Origin of the sequence: Mycobacterium sp. WUMAC-067, assembly GCF_020217485.1 — a bacterium.
Classification (GTDB): domain Bacteria; phylum Actinomycetota; class Actinomycetes; order Mycobacteriales; family Mycobacteriaceae; genus Mycobacterium.
In genome coordinates this window covers 153,492-170,636 of record NZ_JAEKMI010000005.1, presented here as the reverse complement: position 1 = coordinate 170,636, position 17,145 = coordinate 153,492, and the positions used below count along the sequence as shown (strand labels likewise).

The 17,145-nt window shown below is 67.3% G+C and carries 15 protein-coding genes; 6 read left to right on the top strand and 9 right to left on the bottom strand.

Annotated features, from left to right (window positions below; translation table 11 throughout):
* Positions 1-19: 19 nt before the first annotated feature.
* Positions 20-754 carry an ATPase gene (locus tag JF781_RS05355; RefSeq protein ID WP_225327856.1) on the bottom strand — a complete coding sequence of 245 codons (735 nt, stop codon included), beginning with the start codon at positions 752-754 and terminating at the stop codon, positions 20-22.
* On the opposite strand from JF781_RS05355, the gene JF781_RS05350 reads away from it, so the two are divergent.
* Positions 731-1,369 carry an MBL fold metallo-hydrolase gene (locus JF781_RS05350; protein ID WP_225327857.1) on the top strand — a complete coding sequence of 213 codons (639 nt, stop codon included), beginning with the start codon at positions 731-733 and terminating at the stop codon, positions 1,367-1,369. The two genes, JF781_RS05355 and JF781_RS05350, sit on opposite strands and share 24 nt — an antisense overlap.
* Positions 1,370-1,382: 13 nt before the next feature.
* On the opposite strand, the gene JF781_RS05345 is transcribed toward JF781_RS05350, so the two are convergent.
* Complete coding sequence (locus JF781_RS05345) at positions 1,383-3,050, bottom strand: FAD-binding dehydrogenase (protein WP_225327858.1); 1,668 nt, start codon at positions 3,048-3,050, stop codon at positions 1,383-1,385.
* 48 nt (positions 3,051-3,098) lie between these two features.
* The gene (locus JF781_RS05340; RefSeq protein WP_225327859.1) at positions 3,099-3,803 is read right to left on the bottom strand and encodes a DUF2334 domain-containing protein; all 705 of its coding nucleotides are present in this window, start codon (positions 3,801-3,803) and stop codon (positions 3,099-3,101) included.
* A gap of 158 nt (positions 3,804-3,961) precedes the next feature.
* Here JF781_RS05340 and JF781_RS05335 point away from each other — a divergent pair, with 158 nt between their 5' ends.
* Both JF781_RS05335 and JF781_RS05330 read left to right on the top strand, forming a co-directional pair.
* Complete coding sequence (locus JF781_RS05335) at positions 3,962-5,581, top strand: DHA2 family efflux MFS transporter permease subunit (RefSeq protein ID WP_225327907.1); 1,620 nt, start codon at positions 3,962-3,964, stop codon at positions 5,579-5,581.
* Between the two features lie 143 nt (positions 5,582-5,724).
* Positions 5,725-7,332 (top strand): DHA2 family efflux MFS transporter permease subunit, encoded by a 1,608-nt coding sequence (locus tag JF781_RS05330; protein WP_225327860.1) that lies wholly within the window; start codon positions 5,725-5,727, stop codon positions 7,330-7,332.
* 26 nt (positions 7,333-7,358) lie between these two features.
* Here JF781_RS05330 and JF781_RS05325 read toward each other — a convergent pair whose 3' ends face one another.
* Complete coding sequence (locus JF781_RS05325; RefSeq protein ID WP_225327861.1) at positions 7,359-9,494, bottom strand: S9 family peptidase; 2,136 nt, start codon at positions 9,492-9,494, stop codon at positions 7,359-7,361.
* The gene (locus JF781_RS05320) at positions 9,491-10,381 is read right to left on the bottom strand and encodes a phosphoribosylaminoimidazolesuccinocarboxamide synthase (protein WP_225327862.1); all 891 of its coding nucleotides are present in this window, start codon (positions 10,379-10,381) and stop codon (positions 9,491-9,493) included. The genes JF781_RS05325 and JF781_RS05320 overlap by 4 nt, the downstream gene beginning before the upstream one ends.
* A 52-nt stretch (positions 10,382-10,433) precedes the next feature.
* Here JF781_RS05320 and JF781_RS05315 point away from each other — a divergent pair, with 52 nt between their 5' ends.
* A complete protein-coding gene (locus JF781_RS05315) occupies positions 10,434-11,054 on the top strand; it encodes a hypothetical protein (RefSeq protein WP_225327863.1) in 621 nt (206 codons plus the stop codon).
* On the opposite strand, the gene JF781_RS05310 is transcribed toward JF781_RS05315, so the two are convergent.
* Genes JF781_RS05310 through purB form a run of 3 tightly spaced genes read right to left on the bottom strand, consistent with a single transcriptional unit; the run spans position 11,019 to position 14,709 of the window.
* Positions 11,019-12,041: a tellurite resistance/C4-dicarboxylate transporter family protein gene (locus JF781_RS05310; RefSeq protein ID WP_225327864.1), complete on the bottom strand. Its 1,023-nt coding sequence runs from the start codon at positions 12,039-12,041 to the stop codon at positions 11,019-11,021. The two genes, JF781_RS05315 and JF781_RS05310, sit on opposite strands and share 36 nt — an antisense overlap.
* On the bottom strand, positions 12,038-13,294 hold the full coding sequence (locus JF781_RS05305) for a cytochrome P450 (RefSeq protein WP_225327865.1): 1,257 nt from the start codon (positions 13,292-13,294) through the stop codon (positions 12,038-12,040). Before JF781_RS05305 ends, JF781_RS05310 begins: the two co-directional genes overlap by 4 nt.
* Positions 13,291-14,709: an adenylosuccinate lyase gene (purB, locus tag JF781_RS05300; RefSeq protein WP_225327866.1), complete on the bottom strand. Its 1,419-nt coding sequence runs from the start codon at positions 14,707-14,709 to the stop codon at positions 13,291-13,293. The genes JF781_RS05305 and purB overlap by 4 nt, the downstream gene beginning before the upstream one ends.
* Before the next feature lie 91 nt (positions 14,710-14,800).
* Here purB and JF781_RS05295 point away from each other — a divergent pair, with 91 nt between their 5' ends.
* Positions 14,801-15,550 carry a DUF429 domain-containing protein gene (locus tag JF781_RS05295; RefSeq protein WP_225327867.1) on the top strand — a complete coding sequence of 250 codons (750 nt, stop codon included), beginning with the start codon at positions 14,801-14,803 and terminating at the stop codon, positions 15,548-15,550.
* On the opposite strand, the gene JF781_RS05290 is transcribed toward JF781_RS05295, so the two are convergent.
* Positions 15,529-16,146, bottom strand: a complete 618-nt coding sequence (locus tag JF781_RS05290) for a TetR/AcrR family transcriptional regulator (protein WP_374109667.1) — start codon at positions 16,144-16,146, stop codon at positions 15,529-15,531. The genes JF781_RS05295 and JF781_RS05290 overlap by 22 nt on opposite strands.
* Positions 16,147-16,219: 73 nt before the next feature.
* On the opposite strand from JF781_RS05290, the gene JF781_RS05285 reads away from it, so the two are divergent.
* A complete protein-coding gene (locus JF781_RS05285) occupies positions 16,220-17,137 on the top strand; it encodes an alpha/beta hydrolase-fold protein (RefSeq protein ID WP_225327868.1) in 918 nt (305 codons plus the stop codon).
* Positions 17,138-17,145 lie beyond the last annotated feature (8 nt).

Genomic DNA, 17,145 nt, shown 5'->3' with positions numbered 1-17,145 from the left:
GCGAAACCGCAGCTCGCCGTCACGGGCACGAGGCTATGTAGGCCTCGCACAGCGGCGCGCTCATGGCGCCCAGCACCGGGTCGTCCGCCATCGTCGGCCAGGGCGCCTGCGGCGGCGCCGAGGACCAGAGCGTGACCTCGCTGATCGTGCTGCTGGACGGGTGCGCGAAGAGGTAGGTGTGCATCACCACCGGGCCGCTGATCACGGCGGCCACGCGGTTGGTTTCGTCGCTGGTCAGCGACGGCGATTGCTGCGGTGCACCCTGCTGGCAACTCCGCAACGCGGCGACGGCGCCACGGAAGGCCGCGGCCGCAATCTCGCCGCCGCGGGCCGTATCACCGCGCCAATGCAGGATTTGGGCCTGCAACTGCCACTGGCCGTCCGGATGTTGAACCGTCGAGCGGGCGGAGACCGCCGAGTCGCGAGGGTCCCGGGCGGTGGCCGGCGTGGCGCACAGCTCCTCGAACCGAAAACGGGGGCCGGGCGCCGAGCCGGTCGTCTGTACCGCCTGACCGGCGAGCGCGGGCCAGTGGTACACCGCGTCCAGGGGCACGGCACGCTGATCGATCCACGCGGTGTTCGGGATCCGGTCGCACATGGCGGGGCAGGTCTCGGGCTCGCCGTGCGCTGGGACGACGACGACCAGGGCGACCGCGAAGCTGCCGGCGACCAGCATCATGGCCAGGATCACGCGCAGCGGCAGCTTGTCCATCAAGGCACAATCGTAGATATGCAACTGACGCATTTCGGTCATTCGTGCCTACTTGCCGAGTTCGACCAGACACGCGTGCTGTTTGATCCCGGCATTTTCGCCCACGGTTTCGAAGGAATCACCGGCTTAACCGCCATCTTGATCACGCATCAGCACCCCGACCACGTCGACGGAAACCGGTTGCCGGCACTGCTCGAGGGTAACCCGGATGCGGCGCTGTACGCCGACGCGCAGACCGCGGCGCAACTGGGCGCGCCCTGCCGCGAGGTGCATGTCGGCGACGAACTGCAGATCGGCGAGGTGACCGTTCGGGCGGTGGGCGGCAAGCACGCCGTCATCCACCCGGAAATCCCTGTGATCGAGAACATTTCGTTTCTCGTGGGCGATGCCGAGCATCGTGCCCGGTTGATGCATCCCGGCGACGCGCTGTTCGTGCCCGACGAGCCGGTGGACGTTTTGGCCACCCCGGCGGCGGCCCCGTGGATGAAGGTTTCCGAAGCGGTCGACTACCTGCGCGCGGTGGCGCCCGCGCGCGCCGTCCCCATTCACCAGGGCATCATCGCCCCGGATGCGCGTGGCATCTACTACGGCCGGCTCACCGAGATGACCAGCACCGACTTTCAGGTGCTGCCCGAAGAGGACGCCGTCACCTTCTAGCGCGAGCAGCCGGTTACGTGATGTCGTCGGCGGCGCCGCGGCCGGCCGCGCGGCCCGAGAAGATGCATCCGCCCAAGAACGTGCCCTCCAACGCGCGATAGCCGTGCACACCGCCCCCGCCGAATCCGGCTGCCTCGCCGGCGGCATACAACCCGGCGAGCGGCGTGCCGTCGGACGTCAACACCCGTGCGGCAAGGTCGGTTTCGATGCCGCCCAACGTCTTTCTCGTCAGGATGTGCAGCTTGACCGCGATCATCGGTCCGGCCTTCGGATCGGTCAACCGGTGCGGCGCCACGACCCGACCCAGCCGGTCGCCCAGATAGCCGCGGGCGGCGCGGATCGCGGTGATCTGACCGTCCTTGCTGAACCTGTTGGCGACCTCCCGGTCGCGGGCGGTGACTTCGGCCTCCACCGTGGCGTAGTCCAGCGGTTGCACGTCGGGCAGCTTGTTCATCGCGGTCACCAGGTCGCGCAACGAATCGGCACTGACGAAGTCCACGCCCCGATCGACGAACGCCTGCACCGGTCCCGGCGGCCCGGAGCGCGCCCGGTTCCGTAGCAGCTCGCGCACGCTCTGTCCGGTCAGATCCGGATTCTGCTCCTGACCGGAAAGCGCGAACTCCTTCTCAATGATCTTGGCGTTCAACACGAACCAGGTGTAATCGAACCCGGATTTGGTGATGTACTCGAGTGTGCCGAGGGTATCGAAACCGGGATAGAGCGGGACCGGCAACCGCTTGCCGTTCGCGTCCAGCCACAGCGACGACGGGCCCGGAATGATGCGAATCCCGTGCAGCGGCCAGATCGGGTCGTAGTTGGTGATGCCCTCGGTGTAGTGCCACATCCGGTCCGGGTTGATCACCCGTGCGCCGGCCCGCTGCGTGATGCCGATCATCCTGCCGTCGACGTGGGCCGGCACGCCGCTGAGCAATTGCTCGGGCACGCGGCCCATCCGCTTCGGCCAGTTCTTGCGCACCAGCTCGTGGTTGCCGCCGATGCCACCACTTGTCACGATCACCGCGGAAGCGCGGAACTCGAACTCTCCGACCGCTTTTCGAGACGAAGCGACTCCCCGCGGCGCGGCCGAGGGCTCCAGCACCGTCCCCCGGACGCCCGTCACCGCGTCACCCTCGACTATCAACTCGTCGACCTGATGGCGGTGGGCGAAGCGCACCGTGGAGCGATCCCGCAATTGACGGGCGAAGATCTCGACGAGCGCGGGCCCGGTGCCCCAGGTGATGTGGAAGCGGGGAACCGAATTGCCGTGTCCCTGCGCGTCATACCCGCCGCGCTCGGCCCAGCCCACCAACGGGAAAAGCTTGAGCCCCCGGGAACGCAGCCAGCTGCGCTTCTCCCCCGCGGCGAAATCGACGTAGGCGTGCGCCCATTGGCGTGGCCAGTAGTCCTCGGGGCGGTCGAACGCCGCCGTACCGAGCCAGTCCTGCAGCGCAAGCTCGTGGCTGTCGCGGATTCCCAACCGGCGCTGCTCGGGGCTGTCGACGAAGAACAGGCCGCCGAAGGACCAGAACGCCTGCCCGCCCAAGTTGGCGCTGTTCTCCTGGTCGAGGATCAGCACCCGCAAGCCGCGATCCACCAGTTCGCAGGCGGCGACCAGGCCGGACAGCCCCGCCCCGACGACGATGGCATCAGCGCCGAACCCCGCAACCGAAGAATCGCTCATGTCGGTCCAGGGTAGTGCCCCCGGACAGCAGGTCAGGCAGTCGATCGGTCAGGCGGCGTCGAGCAAGGCCTTGTCATGACGCCAGCGGTACACCGTCGGTGTGCAGTTGTGCATCAACGCCAGGTCGACCGCGTCCAGCATCGCCTGCAGCGGCCCGGGTTTGCGGAGGTGACGAGCGGCGACGGCCACCCGCACCACACCGTCGCGCCGCGCGATCCGCTCGGCCGACAGCACGACCGTGCGACACCACCACGGTTCGGTGAGAACGCCTTCGCCGATGCCGAGGACCCGCGCGCGCACGGTGGTGTGCCGCACCAGGTCGGTGATCCCGTGCAGATCGGCCAGCATGCGAAATCCGTTCGCCGGCAATGCTTTGACCACGCCCGGCGAGACCACGCAGCTGGGCGACGCGAACAATCGGGTGCGCAGCCCGAGGTGCTCGAGAATCCGGTCGGCGGCCATCAATCGCAGATTGGCCTCATGCGCACGCAAGATCGCGAACTCACCGCGACGCTTCCTGGTGAGGGCATCGTCGTAGCCGTGCAGCACGATCGCGTCGCCACCGGCGCGGCGGGCGGTCAGCCAGTCAACGGTTTTCGGGTCGCTGTCGAGCCGGTAGTCCCCGGACAGGCGGGGAGCCACGAGGAGCGACACCGGAACCGTGCGGGCATCCATTTGCGCGCAGAACGTCTCCACGTCGGGCAGGGTGCGTTCGCAAATCCCCGAGACCGAGACGATCAATTTTCCAGACACACCAGCAGTTTGCCGACCGCAAGTGTCGGAATAGTGAAGGACACGCAGACAGCAGGCGTATATGCGCTCACCTGAGCGCGATGACTTACCTCGGCGACCGGCGTATCGGGGCGGTCCAGCAAAGGGCCGGCAGCGTCGGCGGAAACGAACTGTTCGATATGCTAAGCAACGCGATGGACGAGGCCTCCTACGCAGCGGCCAAAGCGCCGCTGCCCCATGCCCCCGCCGGGCAGCCTGGCGCCGACGAACGGGAGTATCCCGACAAGTTGGACGCCGCGCTGTTGCGGATCTCCGGTGTGTGCATCTTGGCCACGGTGATGGCGATCCTGGACGTGACGGTGGTCAGCGTCGCGCAGCGCACGTTCATCGACCAGTTCTCGTCCTCTCAGGCGGTCGTGGCCTGGACGATGACGGGCTACACGCTCGCCTTGGCGACCGTGATCCCGATAACCGGGTGGGCCGCCGACCGGTTCGGCACCAAGCGGCTGTTCATGGGCTCGGTGCTGGCATTCATGCTGGGCTCACTGCTGTGCGCGATTGCCGCAAACATCTTGCAGCTCATCATCTTTCGCGTGGTGCAGGGTGTCGGCGGCGGCATGCTGCTGCCGTTGGGGTTCATGATCTTGACCCGTGAGGCCGGCCCCGGGCGGCTCGGCCGCCTGATGTCGATCTTGAGCATCCCGATGCTGCTCGCCCCGATCGGCGGCCCGATTCTGGGCGGTTGGCTGATCGACACGTCGAGCTGGCGGTGGATCTTCCTGATCAATGTGCCGATCGGGCTGCTCACCATTGTCCTCGCCGCGATCGTGTTCCCGCGGGATCATCCGGCCCGGTCGGAAACCTTCGACGCCGTCGGCGTGCTGCTGCTCTCCCCCGGCCTGGCGATGTTCCTGTTCGCGGTGTCGTCCATCCCTGGCCGCGGCACCGTCGCGGACCGCCATGTGGTGATCCCGGCGACGATCGGACTGGCGTTGATCGCGGGGTTCGTCGCGCACGCCTGGCGTCGCGTCGATCATCCCCTGATAGATCTGCGGCTCTTTCGCAATCCGGTGCTGACCCACGCCAACGTGACGATGCTGGTCTTCGCCGGCGCATTTTTCGGCGCCGGCCTGCTGCTTCCCAGTTACTTCCAGCAGGTGCTGCACCAAACGCCCATGCAGGCGGGCGTGCACTTGATCCCCCAGGGGCTCGGCGCCATGCTGACCATGCGGCTGACCGGACCGCTGGTGGACAGACAGGGACCGGGCAAGATCGTGCTGGTCGGCATTGCGCTGATCACGGTCGGCCTGGGAGCTTTCGCGTTCGGGGTGGCCAGGCAGGCCCACTATCTCCCCGTGCTGCTGGTGGCGCTGGCGGTCACCGGCCTGGGCATGGGCTGCACCATGATGCCGTTGTCCGTCGCGTCGGTGCAGGCGCTGGCCCCGCACCAAATCGCCCGGGGAACGACCTTGATGAGCGTCAGCCATCAAGTGGGCGGCTCGATGGGAACCGCGCTGATGTCGATGGTCCTGACGAATCAGTTCAATCGGAGCCAATACATCGTCGCGGCAAACAAGGTTGCCGCCCTGGATCAGCGAGCGGCCGTCGACGGGGTGCCGGTCGACCAATCCGCAATGCCCCGGCAGGCGCTTGCGCCAGATTTTTGGGGGAATGTGGTGCACGATCTTTCCCAGGCGTATACCGCGGTATTCGTGATTGCCGTCATACTGGTGGTTTGCACGGTAATTCCGGCGTCGTTTCTGCCGAAAAAGCCGGCAAGCGAAACTGCCGGCGAATAAGACAATCACGCCTGCTAGTCGACCCCGGGCCGATTTTTCGCTTTAAATGGCCGTCCGCGCCGCTGCTGTGCAGCACGAATTACACGCATGGGAATACCGGCGAATACGAGTGAAAACGCCTCAGCAGGGCTAGCCGTATAGATATGCTCAGCGGCGCCATGGAGAACACCCGTTCTGCAGCTCTCAGTGTCCCGTTGCCCACCGCCGCGGGACCATCGCTGCGTTCTGACGACTACCCGGACAAGCTCGACGCAGCACTGTTCCGGATCGCCGGAGTCTGCGGCCTGGCCTGCATCATGGCCGTCCTGGACAGCACCGTCGTCGCCGTCGCGCAACGCACCTTCATCGATCAATTCGGGTCGAGTCAGGCCGTCGTCTCGTGGACCATCGCCGGCTACATGCTCGCGTTTGCGACCGTGATCCCGGTCACCGGATGGGCGGCGGATCGGTTCGGCACCAAACGGTTGTTCATGGGGTCGGTCCTGATCTTCACCCTGGGCTCGCTGCTGTGCGCGGTGGCTCCGAACATATTGCTGCTCATCTTGTTTCGCGTGGTGCAAGGGGTTGGCGGCGGCATGCTGCTGCCGCTCAGCTTCGTCATCTTGACGCGTGAGGCGGGACCCAAACGGGTCGGCCGCCTCATGGCGGTGGGGGGAATCCCGATCCTTCTCGGCCCGATCGGCGGGCCCATCCTGGGGGGATGGCTGATCGGCGCCTATGGCTGGAAGTGGATCTTCCTGATCAACCTGCCGATCGGACTGACCGCGTTTGCGCTGGCGGCGATCATGTTCGCGAAGGATCGCTCGGCCCCGTCGGAGGCCCTCGACATCACCGGCGCGCTGTTGCTGTCACCCGGCGTGGCGATCTTCCTGTGCGGGGTGTGCTCCATCCCGGGGCGGCACACGATCACCGACCCGTATGTGCTAGGGCCGGCGCTGCTCGGCCTGGCGTTGATCGCCGCGTTCATCGTGCACGCCTGGTATCGCACCGATCACCCCCTCATCGACCTGCGGCTGTTCCGCAACCCCGTGGTCACGCAGGTCAACGTGACGATGCTGGTGTTCGGGGCCGCCTCGGTCGGCGTGGGCCTGCTGGTCCCGAGTTACTTTCAGATCGTCAGCCACGAGACGCCGATGCAGTCCGGGTTGCACATGCTGCCGATCGGGATCGGTGCCGTATTGACCATGCCGATCGGCGGGGCCTTCATGGACAAGCACGGTCCCGGCAACATCGTGCTGATCGGCCTGCCCCTGATGGCAGCGGGTCTGGGGGTCTTCACCTACGGCGTCGCCACGCAGGCCGAGTACTCGCCGGTCTTGGTGTCCGGGCTCGCGATCATGGGGCTGGGCGCCGGCTTGACCACCACGCCGCTTTCCGCGGCGCTCATGCAGTCGCTGACCCCGCGTCAGGTGGCCCGGGGGACGACGTTGATCAGTGTGAATCAGCAGGTAGGCGGGTCGATCGGGGCCGCCCTCATGGCGGTGATCCTGACCAATCAGTTCAATCGCAACGAGGCCCTGATGGCGGCCAACGAGATGCTCGGGGCGCGCCCGGACGCCGGGAAGCGGGGACTTGACCCGTCGGCCCTCCCGCGCCAGACGATTACGCCCGATCTGGCCGGCCACGTGTCGCACCACTTGGCGCACGCCTATGCGACGGTGTTCGTGCTGGCGGTCGTGTTGGTGGCGTTCACCACCATCCCGGCATCCTTCCTGCCCAGGAAGCTGGCAACCCCGCCCGTCGGCGACTAGCGCCCGGCCCGCGGCTGATCCTCGAGCTAGCCGTCCCGGCCGCCATAACGGTCGCCGTCGGCGGTGGCCAACAGCCACGCATACTGGAAGGCGGCTTCCTCCCACCCCTTGTAGCGACCGCTGACGCCGCCATGCCCGGCGTTCATTTGCGTCTTCAGCAGGACGGGGCTCCCATTCGCGTTGACGTGTCGCAGCGCGGCAACCCATTTCGCGGGTTCCACGTAGTAGACCCGCGTGTCGTTGAGCGACGTCATCGCCAGTATCGCCGGATAAGGCTTGGCCTCGACATTCTCATACGGGGAATAGGACTTCATGTAGGAATAAACATCCTTGTCCGCCAACGGGTTTCCCCATTCGTCCCACTCGGTGACGGTCAGCGGCAAGGAGGGATCCAAGATGGTGGTCAGCGGGTCGACGAAGGGCACCTGCGCGAGGATGCCGGCGAAGAGTTCCGGCGCCAGGTTGGCCACCGCCCCCATCAACAGGCCACCGGCACTGCCCCCCAACGCCACCAGCCGGCGCGGGCGGGTGATTCCGGAATCCACCAGATGCCTTGCCACCGCGACGAAGTCGGTGAAGGTGTTCTTCTTCTCCAAGAGCTTGCCGTGTTCGTACCACAGCCGGCCCATTTCGCCGCCGCCGCGGACGTGGGCGATCGCGAACACCATTCCTCGGTCCAAGAGCGACAACCGGGCGATGGAAAAACTCGGATCGGTGCAGATCTCGTAGGCACCGTAGCCGTAAACCAATGCAGGCGCCGGGAATTCGATTCCTGCGCGGTGCACGACCGAAACGGGGATCCGGGCGCCGTCCTCGGCGACCGCCCAATCGCGGCGTTCGACGTAATCCTCCGAGCGATAATCCCCGAGCACGGGTTGCTCGCGCAGTAGGGTGCGTTCGCCGGTGACGAAGTCGATGTCGTAGACCCGCGCCGGAATGACGAGAGACCCCGCCCGGATCCGCAGCTTGGGGGCGCCCCAATTCGGGTTGCCGGCCGGACCGGCCGACATCAGTTCGGAGTCGAACGAAACCTCTTCAGGCTCTGCATATGTCCCGTCCGAGTTGATGCGCCACAGCGCAAGCCGGGGCAGCGCCTCACGCCGATAGCTGACCACGAGGTGGCCGGCGAAGGCGTCCACCCCGTCGAGCCGGACATCGTCGCGGTGGGGGATGAGCGTGCGCTGCTGCGTGGGATCGCCGACCGGCGCCTCGGTCAGCGTGAAGTTGACCGCCCCGTCGTTGTGCAGGATCAAGAACCGGTCCTGCCCGCCGACGACCGCATGCTCGACCGAATACTCGACACCTTCGCGGCGCGGCAGCACGACGGTGAACTGCGCGCGCGGATCGGCGGCGTCGGCGTAGCGGAATTCGGAGGTGATCGACGAGCCCGAGGCGATGAAGACGTAGGCCTCGCTTCGGGTGAGTCCCACGCCGAGCCAGAACTTTTCGTCGGCTTCGTGATACACCAGCTCCGATTCCTCACCGGAGCCCACCCGATACCGCCATACCTTGTCGGGGCGATGGGCCGCGTCCAGGGTGAGGTAGTACACGGTGCGGTTGTCGGCGGCCCAGGTCGCGCCCGCCCCGATGTCGGCGATCTCGTCCGGATAAAGCTCGCCGGTGCGTAAATCCTTGAACCGCAACGTATAGCGCTCATCGCCGAGCGTGTCGACCGAGTATGCCAGCAGGTGTCCGTCGAGGCTGACGGTTGCGGCGCCCAGGGAGAAGAACTCGTGCCCCTCGGCCTCGACGTTCGAATCGAGCAAGATCTGTTCGCCCGGAATGTCGGTGTTCTCGTCCAAGGTCGGCGGGTCCCAGTCATCGGGATCACGTACCGGACAACGGCACTGGACGCGGTACTGCTTGCCTTCGAACGTGCGGGCGTAGTACCACCACTGGCCCTGCCGCGTCGGTACCGACAGGTCGGTTTCCTTGGTGCGCGCCTTGATCTCGTCGAAGATCTGTTGCCGCAACGGTTCGAGGTGGGCGGTCATCTCGTCGACGTAGCTGTTCTCCGCCTCGAGGTAGGCGATGACATCGGGGTTCGTCTTTTCGCGTAGCCACTCATAGGGGTCGATGAAGACGTCACCGTGGTGTTCGCGCCGGCTGTCCACCCGCTTGGCGACGGGTGGTACGGACCCGGCGAGGTGCGGCTCGGTCATGCGGCCGGGCCGATCCAGTCGCCGAAGCTCAAGCCGGAAATGCGTTCGTAGGCCTCGATATAGCGGGCGCGGGTCGCTTCGATGATGTCGCCCGGGAGCGGCGGCGGGGGTTGTGTGCCGTGGCGGTCCCAGCCGGACTCGGGGCTGGTGAGCCAGTTACGGACGAACTGTTTGTCGAAACTGTTCTGGACCACGCCGACCTGGTACTCGTCGGCCGGCCAGTACCGTGACGAGTCCGGGGTGAAGATTTCGTCGGCCAGCAACAGGTTTCCGTCGCGGTCGGTGCCGAATTCGAACTTGGTGTCCGCGATGATGATTCCTTTCCGCAGCGCATGGTCGGCGGCCTGAACGTAGATCCGCAACGTGCGGTCGCGCAGCTGGTTGGCGCGCACCCCGCCCACCATCTCGATCACGCGGGCGAACGAGACGTTTTCGTCGTGGTCCCCCAACGCGGCTTTGGTCGCGGGGGTGAACAGCGGTTCGGCGAACCGGCTGGCTTCGGCCAGTCCCGGGGGCAAGGTGATGCCGCAGACCTTGCCGGTCGCCTGGTAGTCCAGGAGCCCCGAGCCGGTCAGGTAACCGCGCGCCACGCATTCGACCGGAAACATCTCCAGACGCCGCACCACCAGCGCCCGGCCCAGGACCTCGTCGGGGATGCGTGGGTCGTCCGGTGGTCCGGCCAGGTGATTGGGGGAGTCGACGAGACCGAAGAAGAAGACGCTCATCGCGGTCAGGATGCGGCCCTTGTCCGGGATGGTGCTGTCCAGGACGAAGTCGTACGCCGAGATGCGGTCGGTGGCGACCAACAGGAGGTGTTCGTCGTCGACGCGATACAGCTCACGGACCTTGCCGCTGGCCAGATGCTGGTAGTCGGACAGTGCAGGCATCCGGTCAGCCTATCGGGCACCTGACGGCGCGGCTTGTGCTGGGATCGGGGCTATGACACCGCGGTTTCTGCCCTACTCCACCAGGCCCGGCCGGCTGGCCGCCCAGCTGTTCAGCGACTTCGCCGTCGTCGTGTGGACAGCGCTGTGGCTTCTCGTCGGCCTGGCGGTTTACGACGCCATCGCGACCATCGCCGACGCCGGCCGACAGGTCGAGAGCGGGGCGGACGGCATCGCCGGCAACCTCGCATCCGCCGGCCACGGCGCCCAGCACATCCCGGTGGTGGGCGACACGGTCAGCAAGCCGCTCAACTCCGCCAGCCAGGCCGCGCTGGACATCGCGGGCGCGGGCCACGATCTGGACACCGCGGCGAGCTGGCTCGCGGTGCTGCTGGCGATGGCGGTCGTGGCGCTCCCGATCCTCGTCGCGGTGATCCCGTGGCTGTTTCTGCGGATTCGCTTCTTTCGGCGCAAGCTGACGGTGACCGCATTGGCCGCAACCCCGGCCGGGGCGCAATTGCTCGCGCTGCGCGCGCTGACCAATCGCCCGCCCCGCAAGCTGGTCGCCGTCAGCGCCGATCCGGTCGGTGGGTGGCGTCGCGAGGACCCGGTCACCATCGGGGCCCTGGCCGCGCTCGAACTACGCTCGGCGGGTATCGCGATCCGCGGGGTTTAACAGCAGCGCACGCGACAAGAGGAGCAGCCCCGCGGCGACCACAATGAGCCAGGCCGCCAACGCATCCCAGAAGAACACCAGCGAGACGGTCTGCAGCCAGCGCTGACCGATCTCGATCGCCATGGCGAAGCTGGCCGCCGAATACATGCCCAACGGAAACACGAACGCCCACCACACGCCGGCAAATCGCAGCATGTTGGGATGCCGCCTGATGCGGTGCAGGGCGAAGTAGATCAGCGGCGGTATCCACAGGGTGGCCGTCACCCAGGTCACGATGGTGACCGCGCGCACCGGGCCGGCCAGCCAGGCGGGAGCCACGGCGTGGATGTTGTCGCCGGCCAGCGTCGCAATCGCCATGCCGCCCATCAGGATCCAGGTGTCCGGTTCGAAGCCGTCGCGGTCCTGTCGTTCGTTGACCACGCGCCACATGGTCAGCCAGGTCATCAGTCCGTATATGCACAGCGCCGCCAGCCAGGCGGCCACGGCCACCGCGAGCCACCAGTGATGACCGGTGTGATAGGCCGCCCGGGCGATCACGATCGCCAGACCCGATGTTCCGACGCTGCCCAGCTGCCAGGCGCCGTGGGCACGGTCGCGCAGCTCGGACCAGCGATGCGCCAACATGTTTCGCGCGCTCAGCAGGATCAGCACCAGCCAGGACGCCAGCCCGACCGCACCGAGGACCCGCGCCACCCACACATTCGACGACAGGCGCGTGTCGATCACCGCACAGGCGGCGACGAAGGTGATCATCCGCAGCGTGACGTCGGGATCGCTCAGATCCCAGCGCAGCTTGTGTCCGGTGGCGCAGCCCTTCGCGACGACGAGGGCGACCAGCAAGACCAGACCCAGGGTGGCGATGACACCCATCGTGTCGCTGATCAACCGGTACCCATGATTTTTCGCACCGATCGACAAGATGCCCGTCGCCATCACCGCAGCGAACACATCGGGTGAGGGCTCGATATCGGCGAACCGGATCGTCACTGTTCTTCGCGTAGCTCCACGACGAGGTGCCGGATGCCGGTGTGCCGGTTGCTGCGGGCCCATTCGACCGGCCGGACCACCCTCACCGCACCGAACCGGGAGAGCAACTCCTCGAACAGCACCCGCAGCTCCAGCCGGGCCAGGTTGGCGCCCAGGCAATAGTGCACGCCCTGGCCGAATCCCAGATGCGGGTTGGGTTTCCGGGTGATGTCGAATGCGTCGGCGTTGTCGAACACACTGGCGTCGCGATTCGCCGAGCCCTCCCAGATCTGTATTTTCTGGCCGGCCTCGATGTGCTGGCCGCCCAGGGTGACGTCGCGGGTGGCTGTGCGCCGCTTCGAGGGCGAGGGTGAGGTCCACCGCACCATCTCCTCCACCGCGGTGGGCAGCGCGCCCAGATCCCGACGCAGAGAACGCAATTGCGACGGATGGTTGGCCAGCGCCAGCAGGCCGCCCGCGACCGCATTGCGGGTGGTCTCCGCGCCGGCGCTGAACAGCAGGCTGAAGAACAGGTACAGCTCGAGGTCGGATAGGGCCGACGCGTCGCGCCCCTCCGAATCGTCGAGCATCGCGTTCGCCACGACCGACAACATGTCATCGGTCGGGTTCTCACGCTTGGACGCGATCAATTGCTGACCGTAGTCATACATGCGCGACCCCGCCTCTTCCACCGATAGCTGTGAAAGCGCAGCCTTGCGCGAACCACCGAAATCGAACTGCGGCTCGATCGCCTCGAACAACCAATGCCGTTCGGATTCAGGGACTCCCAGCAGTATGCAGATCATCTGCATCGGCAGCTCGGCGGCGATGTCGACCAGGAAGTCGAACGGCTCGCCCGGCACCACCGCGTCCAGCAGACGACGCGCCCTGCTTCGCAGATCGTCTTCGACCAAACGGATCATCCGCGGAGTCAGCCCGGAGCTGACCAGTCGCCGGATCTGCGAATGCCGCGGGTCGTCCATCATGTTGAGCACCTGCCCGGCGATCGCCAGGTCCTGTAACAGGGTGCCGCCGTAGGGCCGTTCGCCGCCGGTAACCGACGAGTACGTCGCCGGATCCTTGAGAACCTCAAGCGTTTCCGCGTAGGTGGCAACCGACCAGAAGCCCTCGTTGTCCGGGGTGTTGTCGGTCGGCGGGTGCCAATACACCGGCGCCTCGCGCCTATGGATGGCGAACAGGTCGTGCGGGAATCCGTCGGCGAAGTTGTCGAGGTCGGTGAAATCGATCCCCGAAAGTGCGCCGGCCAGGGTCACAGGATCGCACCCGGGACGTACTTGGCGGCGTCCGGGTAGCGGCTCACCAGCGCGTCCACCAGCGCCGCCACCTCGTCGACCTGGTCACCGGCGGCGCCCGTGAACGCCTGCTTGTCCGCCAGCGCGGCGTCCAGGGCCGCCCGGTCCAGCGGCAGCCGCTCGTCGGCCGCCAGCCGATCCAGCAGATCGGGCTCGGCCCCGCGTTCCCGCATGGCCAGCGCCGTCGCGACCGCGTGTTCGCGGATCACGTGATGCGCGGCCTCGCGGCCCATGCCGGCGCGCACCGCCGCGATCAACACCTTGGTGGTGGCCAGGAACGGCAGGTAGCGGTCCAGCTCGCGACCGATCACCGCCGGATAGGCGCCGAACTCGTCGAGCACCGTCAAGAAGGTCTCGATCTGCCCGTCGATGGCAAAGAAGCTGTCCGGCAACGCCACTCGCCGCACCACCGAGCAGAACACGTCGCCCTCGTTCCACTGCGCGCCGGCCAGCTCGGCGGCCATCGAGGCGTAGCCGCGCAGCACCACCTGCAGGCCGTTGACCCGTTCGCAGCTGCGGGTGTTCATCTTGTGCGGCATCGCCGACGAACCAACCTGGCCCGGCGCGAATCCCTCGGTGACCAGCTCGTGCCCGGCCATCAGCCGGATGGTGTGCGCCATCGAGGATGGTCCCGCGCCCAGCTGCACCAGCGCCGAAATCACGTCGTGGTCCAGCGATCTCGGATACACCTGCCCGACACTGGTCAAAACCGTTGCAAAGCCCAAGAATTGGGCGATGCGCCGCTCGAGCTCGGCGAGCTTGGCGGTGTCGCCGTCCAGCAGGTCGAGCATGTCCTGCGACGTGCCCATCGGTCCCTTGATCCCGCGCAACGGGTAGCGGTCGATCAGCTCGCGCAGCCTGGTCAACGCGATCAGCGTCTCCTGCGCCGCCGAGGCGAACCTCTTGCCGAGGGTGGTGGCCTGGGCGGCGACATTGTGGCTGCGTCCGGCCATCACCAGGTCGCGATAGGCCACGGCCCGCTCGGCGAGCCGCGCCGCGACCGCCACCCCGTGCGCGAAGACCAGCTCCAGCGAACGCCGGATCTGCAGCTGCTCCACGTTCTCGGTCAGATCGCGACTGGTCATGCCCTTGTGCACATGCTCGTGACCGGCCAGCGCGTTGAATTCCTCGATGCGGGCTTTGACGTCATGGCGCAGGACGCGTTCCCGGTCCGCGATCGACGCCAGGTCGACGTCCTCGAGCACCCGCTCGTAGTCGGCGATCGCTTCGGGCGGCACCGCGACGCCCAACTCCGCCTGTGCGCGCAGCACCGCGAGCCACAGCCGCCGCTCCGCGACGATCTTGGCCTCGGGCGACCAGATCGCGACCATCTCGGCACTGGCGTACCGGGCGGCCAGCACGTTCGGAATGCTCACTCGGTCAGCTTAGCCACCGCGAGACTGCAGCTGGCAACGCGTTTCCCGAGTGACGGTGTCGCTAGCTACAGTCTCGCGGCACACTTTGACGATGTACTTCGCCGGCGTCGACCTCGCCTGGGCGGGTCGTAACCCGACCGGTGTCGCCGTCGTCGACTCCGGTGGTGATCTGGTGAGCGTGGGCGCGGTCCGCGACGACGACGAGATCCTGGCCGCGTTGCAGCCCTACGTGCGGGGGGATTGCCTGGTCGCCTTCGACGCGCCGTTGGTGGTGAACAACCCCACGGGTCAGCGTCCCGCCGAGACCGCGCTCAACCGCGACTTCCGCAGGTTCGAGGCCGGCACCCACCCCTGCAACACCGGGAAACCCGAATTCGCCGACGGCCCGCGCGGCGCGCGCCTGGCCGCGGCGCTGGGCCTCGATCCGGATCCGCGCTCGGCGGCGCCGCGTCGGGCCATCGAGGTCTACCCGCATGCGGCGACGGTCGCGCTGTTCCGGTTGGAGCGGACCCTGAAGTACAAGGCCAAGCCGGGCCGTAGCGTCGACCGGCTCAAATCCGAGCTGTTGTTGCTGATGGACGGGCTCGAACGACTCGCGCAGGCCCCGATACCCCTGCGCGTCGCCGGCCACGAAGGCTGGCTCGCGCTGCGGGCGGCCGTCGCGGGCGCGCAACGCAAAAGCGAACTGCGCCGTGCCGAGGATCCGGTCGATGCCGTCGTCTGTGCCTACGTGGCGCTGTACGCGCAGCGCTGCCCGGGCCTTGTGACGATCTACGGCGACGTCGACACCGGGTGCATTGTGACGCCGTCGCTGCCGGATCAGATCTGCACGGGGCGCTGATCGATGGGGGCGAGCACCTCGATGAGATCGACCACCGCCCCCTGCGCCGCCGCGCGCGGATCCCGGCCCTCCACCAAGGCCGACACCACCGACCCGTCGACCGCGCAGATCAGCGTGCACACCAGTTCGATGTGCACCGAGCGGCCGGAACGCTCGATGGCCTCCGCGATGGCCTCCGCGCGCTGACGCAAGCTGCGTCGCATGGTTTCTTGCAACGCGGGCAGGCGGGTGCACGCGATGTGTCGCTCATAGCGCGAGATCAGCTGCTCGGTGAGTCCCGGGCCGGACACGTCCCCGACGAGCAGGTCCGCCAGCACCTCGGCGATGGTCTCCGGTCCGCGCCGCCGCCGGGACAACGCGGTGACCCGCGACCGAAGCTGCGCCACCTCGATCATCGCGATGTGCTCGACCGCGCGGGCGATCAGATCGTCGAGGGAGGAGAAGTAATAGGTGGTGGACGCCAACGGCAATCCGGCCCGACTGGCGACCGCCCGGTGGCGCACCGCTTCGAACCCGCCCTCGGCGAGCAGCTCGGCGGCGGCGCTGATGAGCGCGTACCGTCGACGTTCTCCTTTCGGAGTAACCGCTGCAGTCACGAGTAGCCATCGTGCCAGTCAAAGTGGTACTGCATTGCCATTTCGGCCAAACGGCCCGCCGATCGAACATGGCATGATGGCCCGCATGCCCGACTTGAGCCGCCGCGCCGTGCTCGGCCTCGGCGCCGGCGCGGCCCTCGGCGCCGCCGGCGCTTACGGGCTCGACATTCTGTTACAGCCTCGGACATCTCACGCCGCGCCGACATCCGCGGCGGGCACCCAGGTGCCTTTGGCGCCGCCACCGAGCGCACCTCGCGATCCGGCTCCCCCGGCGGCGGCCGCGCCCACCATGGTGACCGGTTCCTTCGTCTCCGCCGCGCGTGGCGGGGTGAACACGAATTGGGCCATCGCGCGTCCGCCGGGCCAGACGAAGCCGCTGCGACCCGTGATCGCGCTGCACGGCAAGGGCAGCGACGCGTCCACCGTGATGGCCGGCGGGGTCGAACACGGTCTGGCACAGGCCGTCGACGCCGGACTGCCGCCGTTCGCGGTGGTCGCGGTCGACGGCGGCGGCAGCTATTGGCACAAGCGAGCTTCCGGCGAGGACAGCGGGGCGATGGTGCTCGACGAGCTCATCCCCATGCTGGGCAACCAGAATCTGGACACCTCACGAGTGGCGTTTTTGGGCTGGTCGATGGGCGGCTACGGCGCGTTGCTGCTCGGCGGCCGGCTGGGGGCCGGACGCACCGCCGCGATCTGCGCGGTGAGCCCCGCGCTGTGGATGTCGTCGGGCGCGGCAGCACCGGGAGCTTTCGACGGTCCGGACGACTTCGCCGCCAACTCGGTGTTCGGGATGCCGGCGCTGGCGTCGATCCCCATCCGGATCGACTGCGGCGACAGCGACCCGTTTTACAGCGCGACAAAGCAGTTCATTGCGCAACTGCCTCATCCGCCGGCGGGCGGTTTCTCCCCGGGCGGGCACGACGGAGCATTCTGGAGCTCGCAGTTGCCGGCCGAGCTGACCTGGATGGCACCGCTGCTGACGGCGTGATCTTCGGC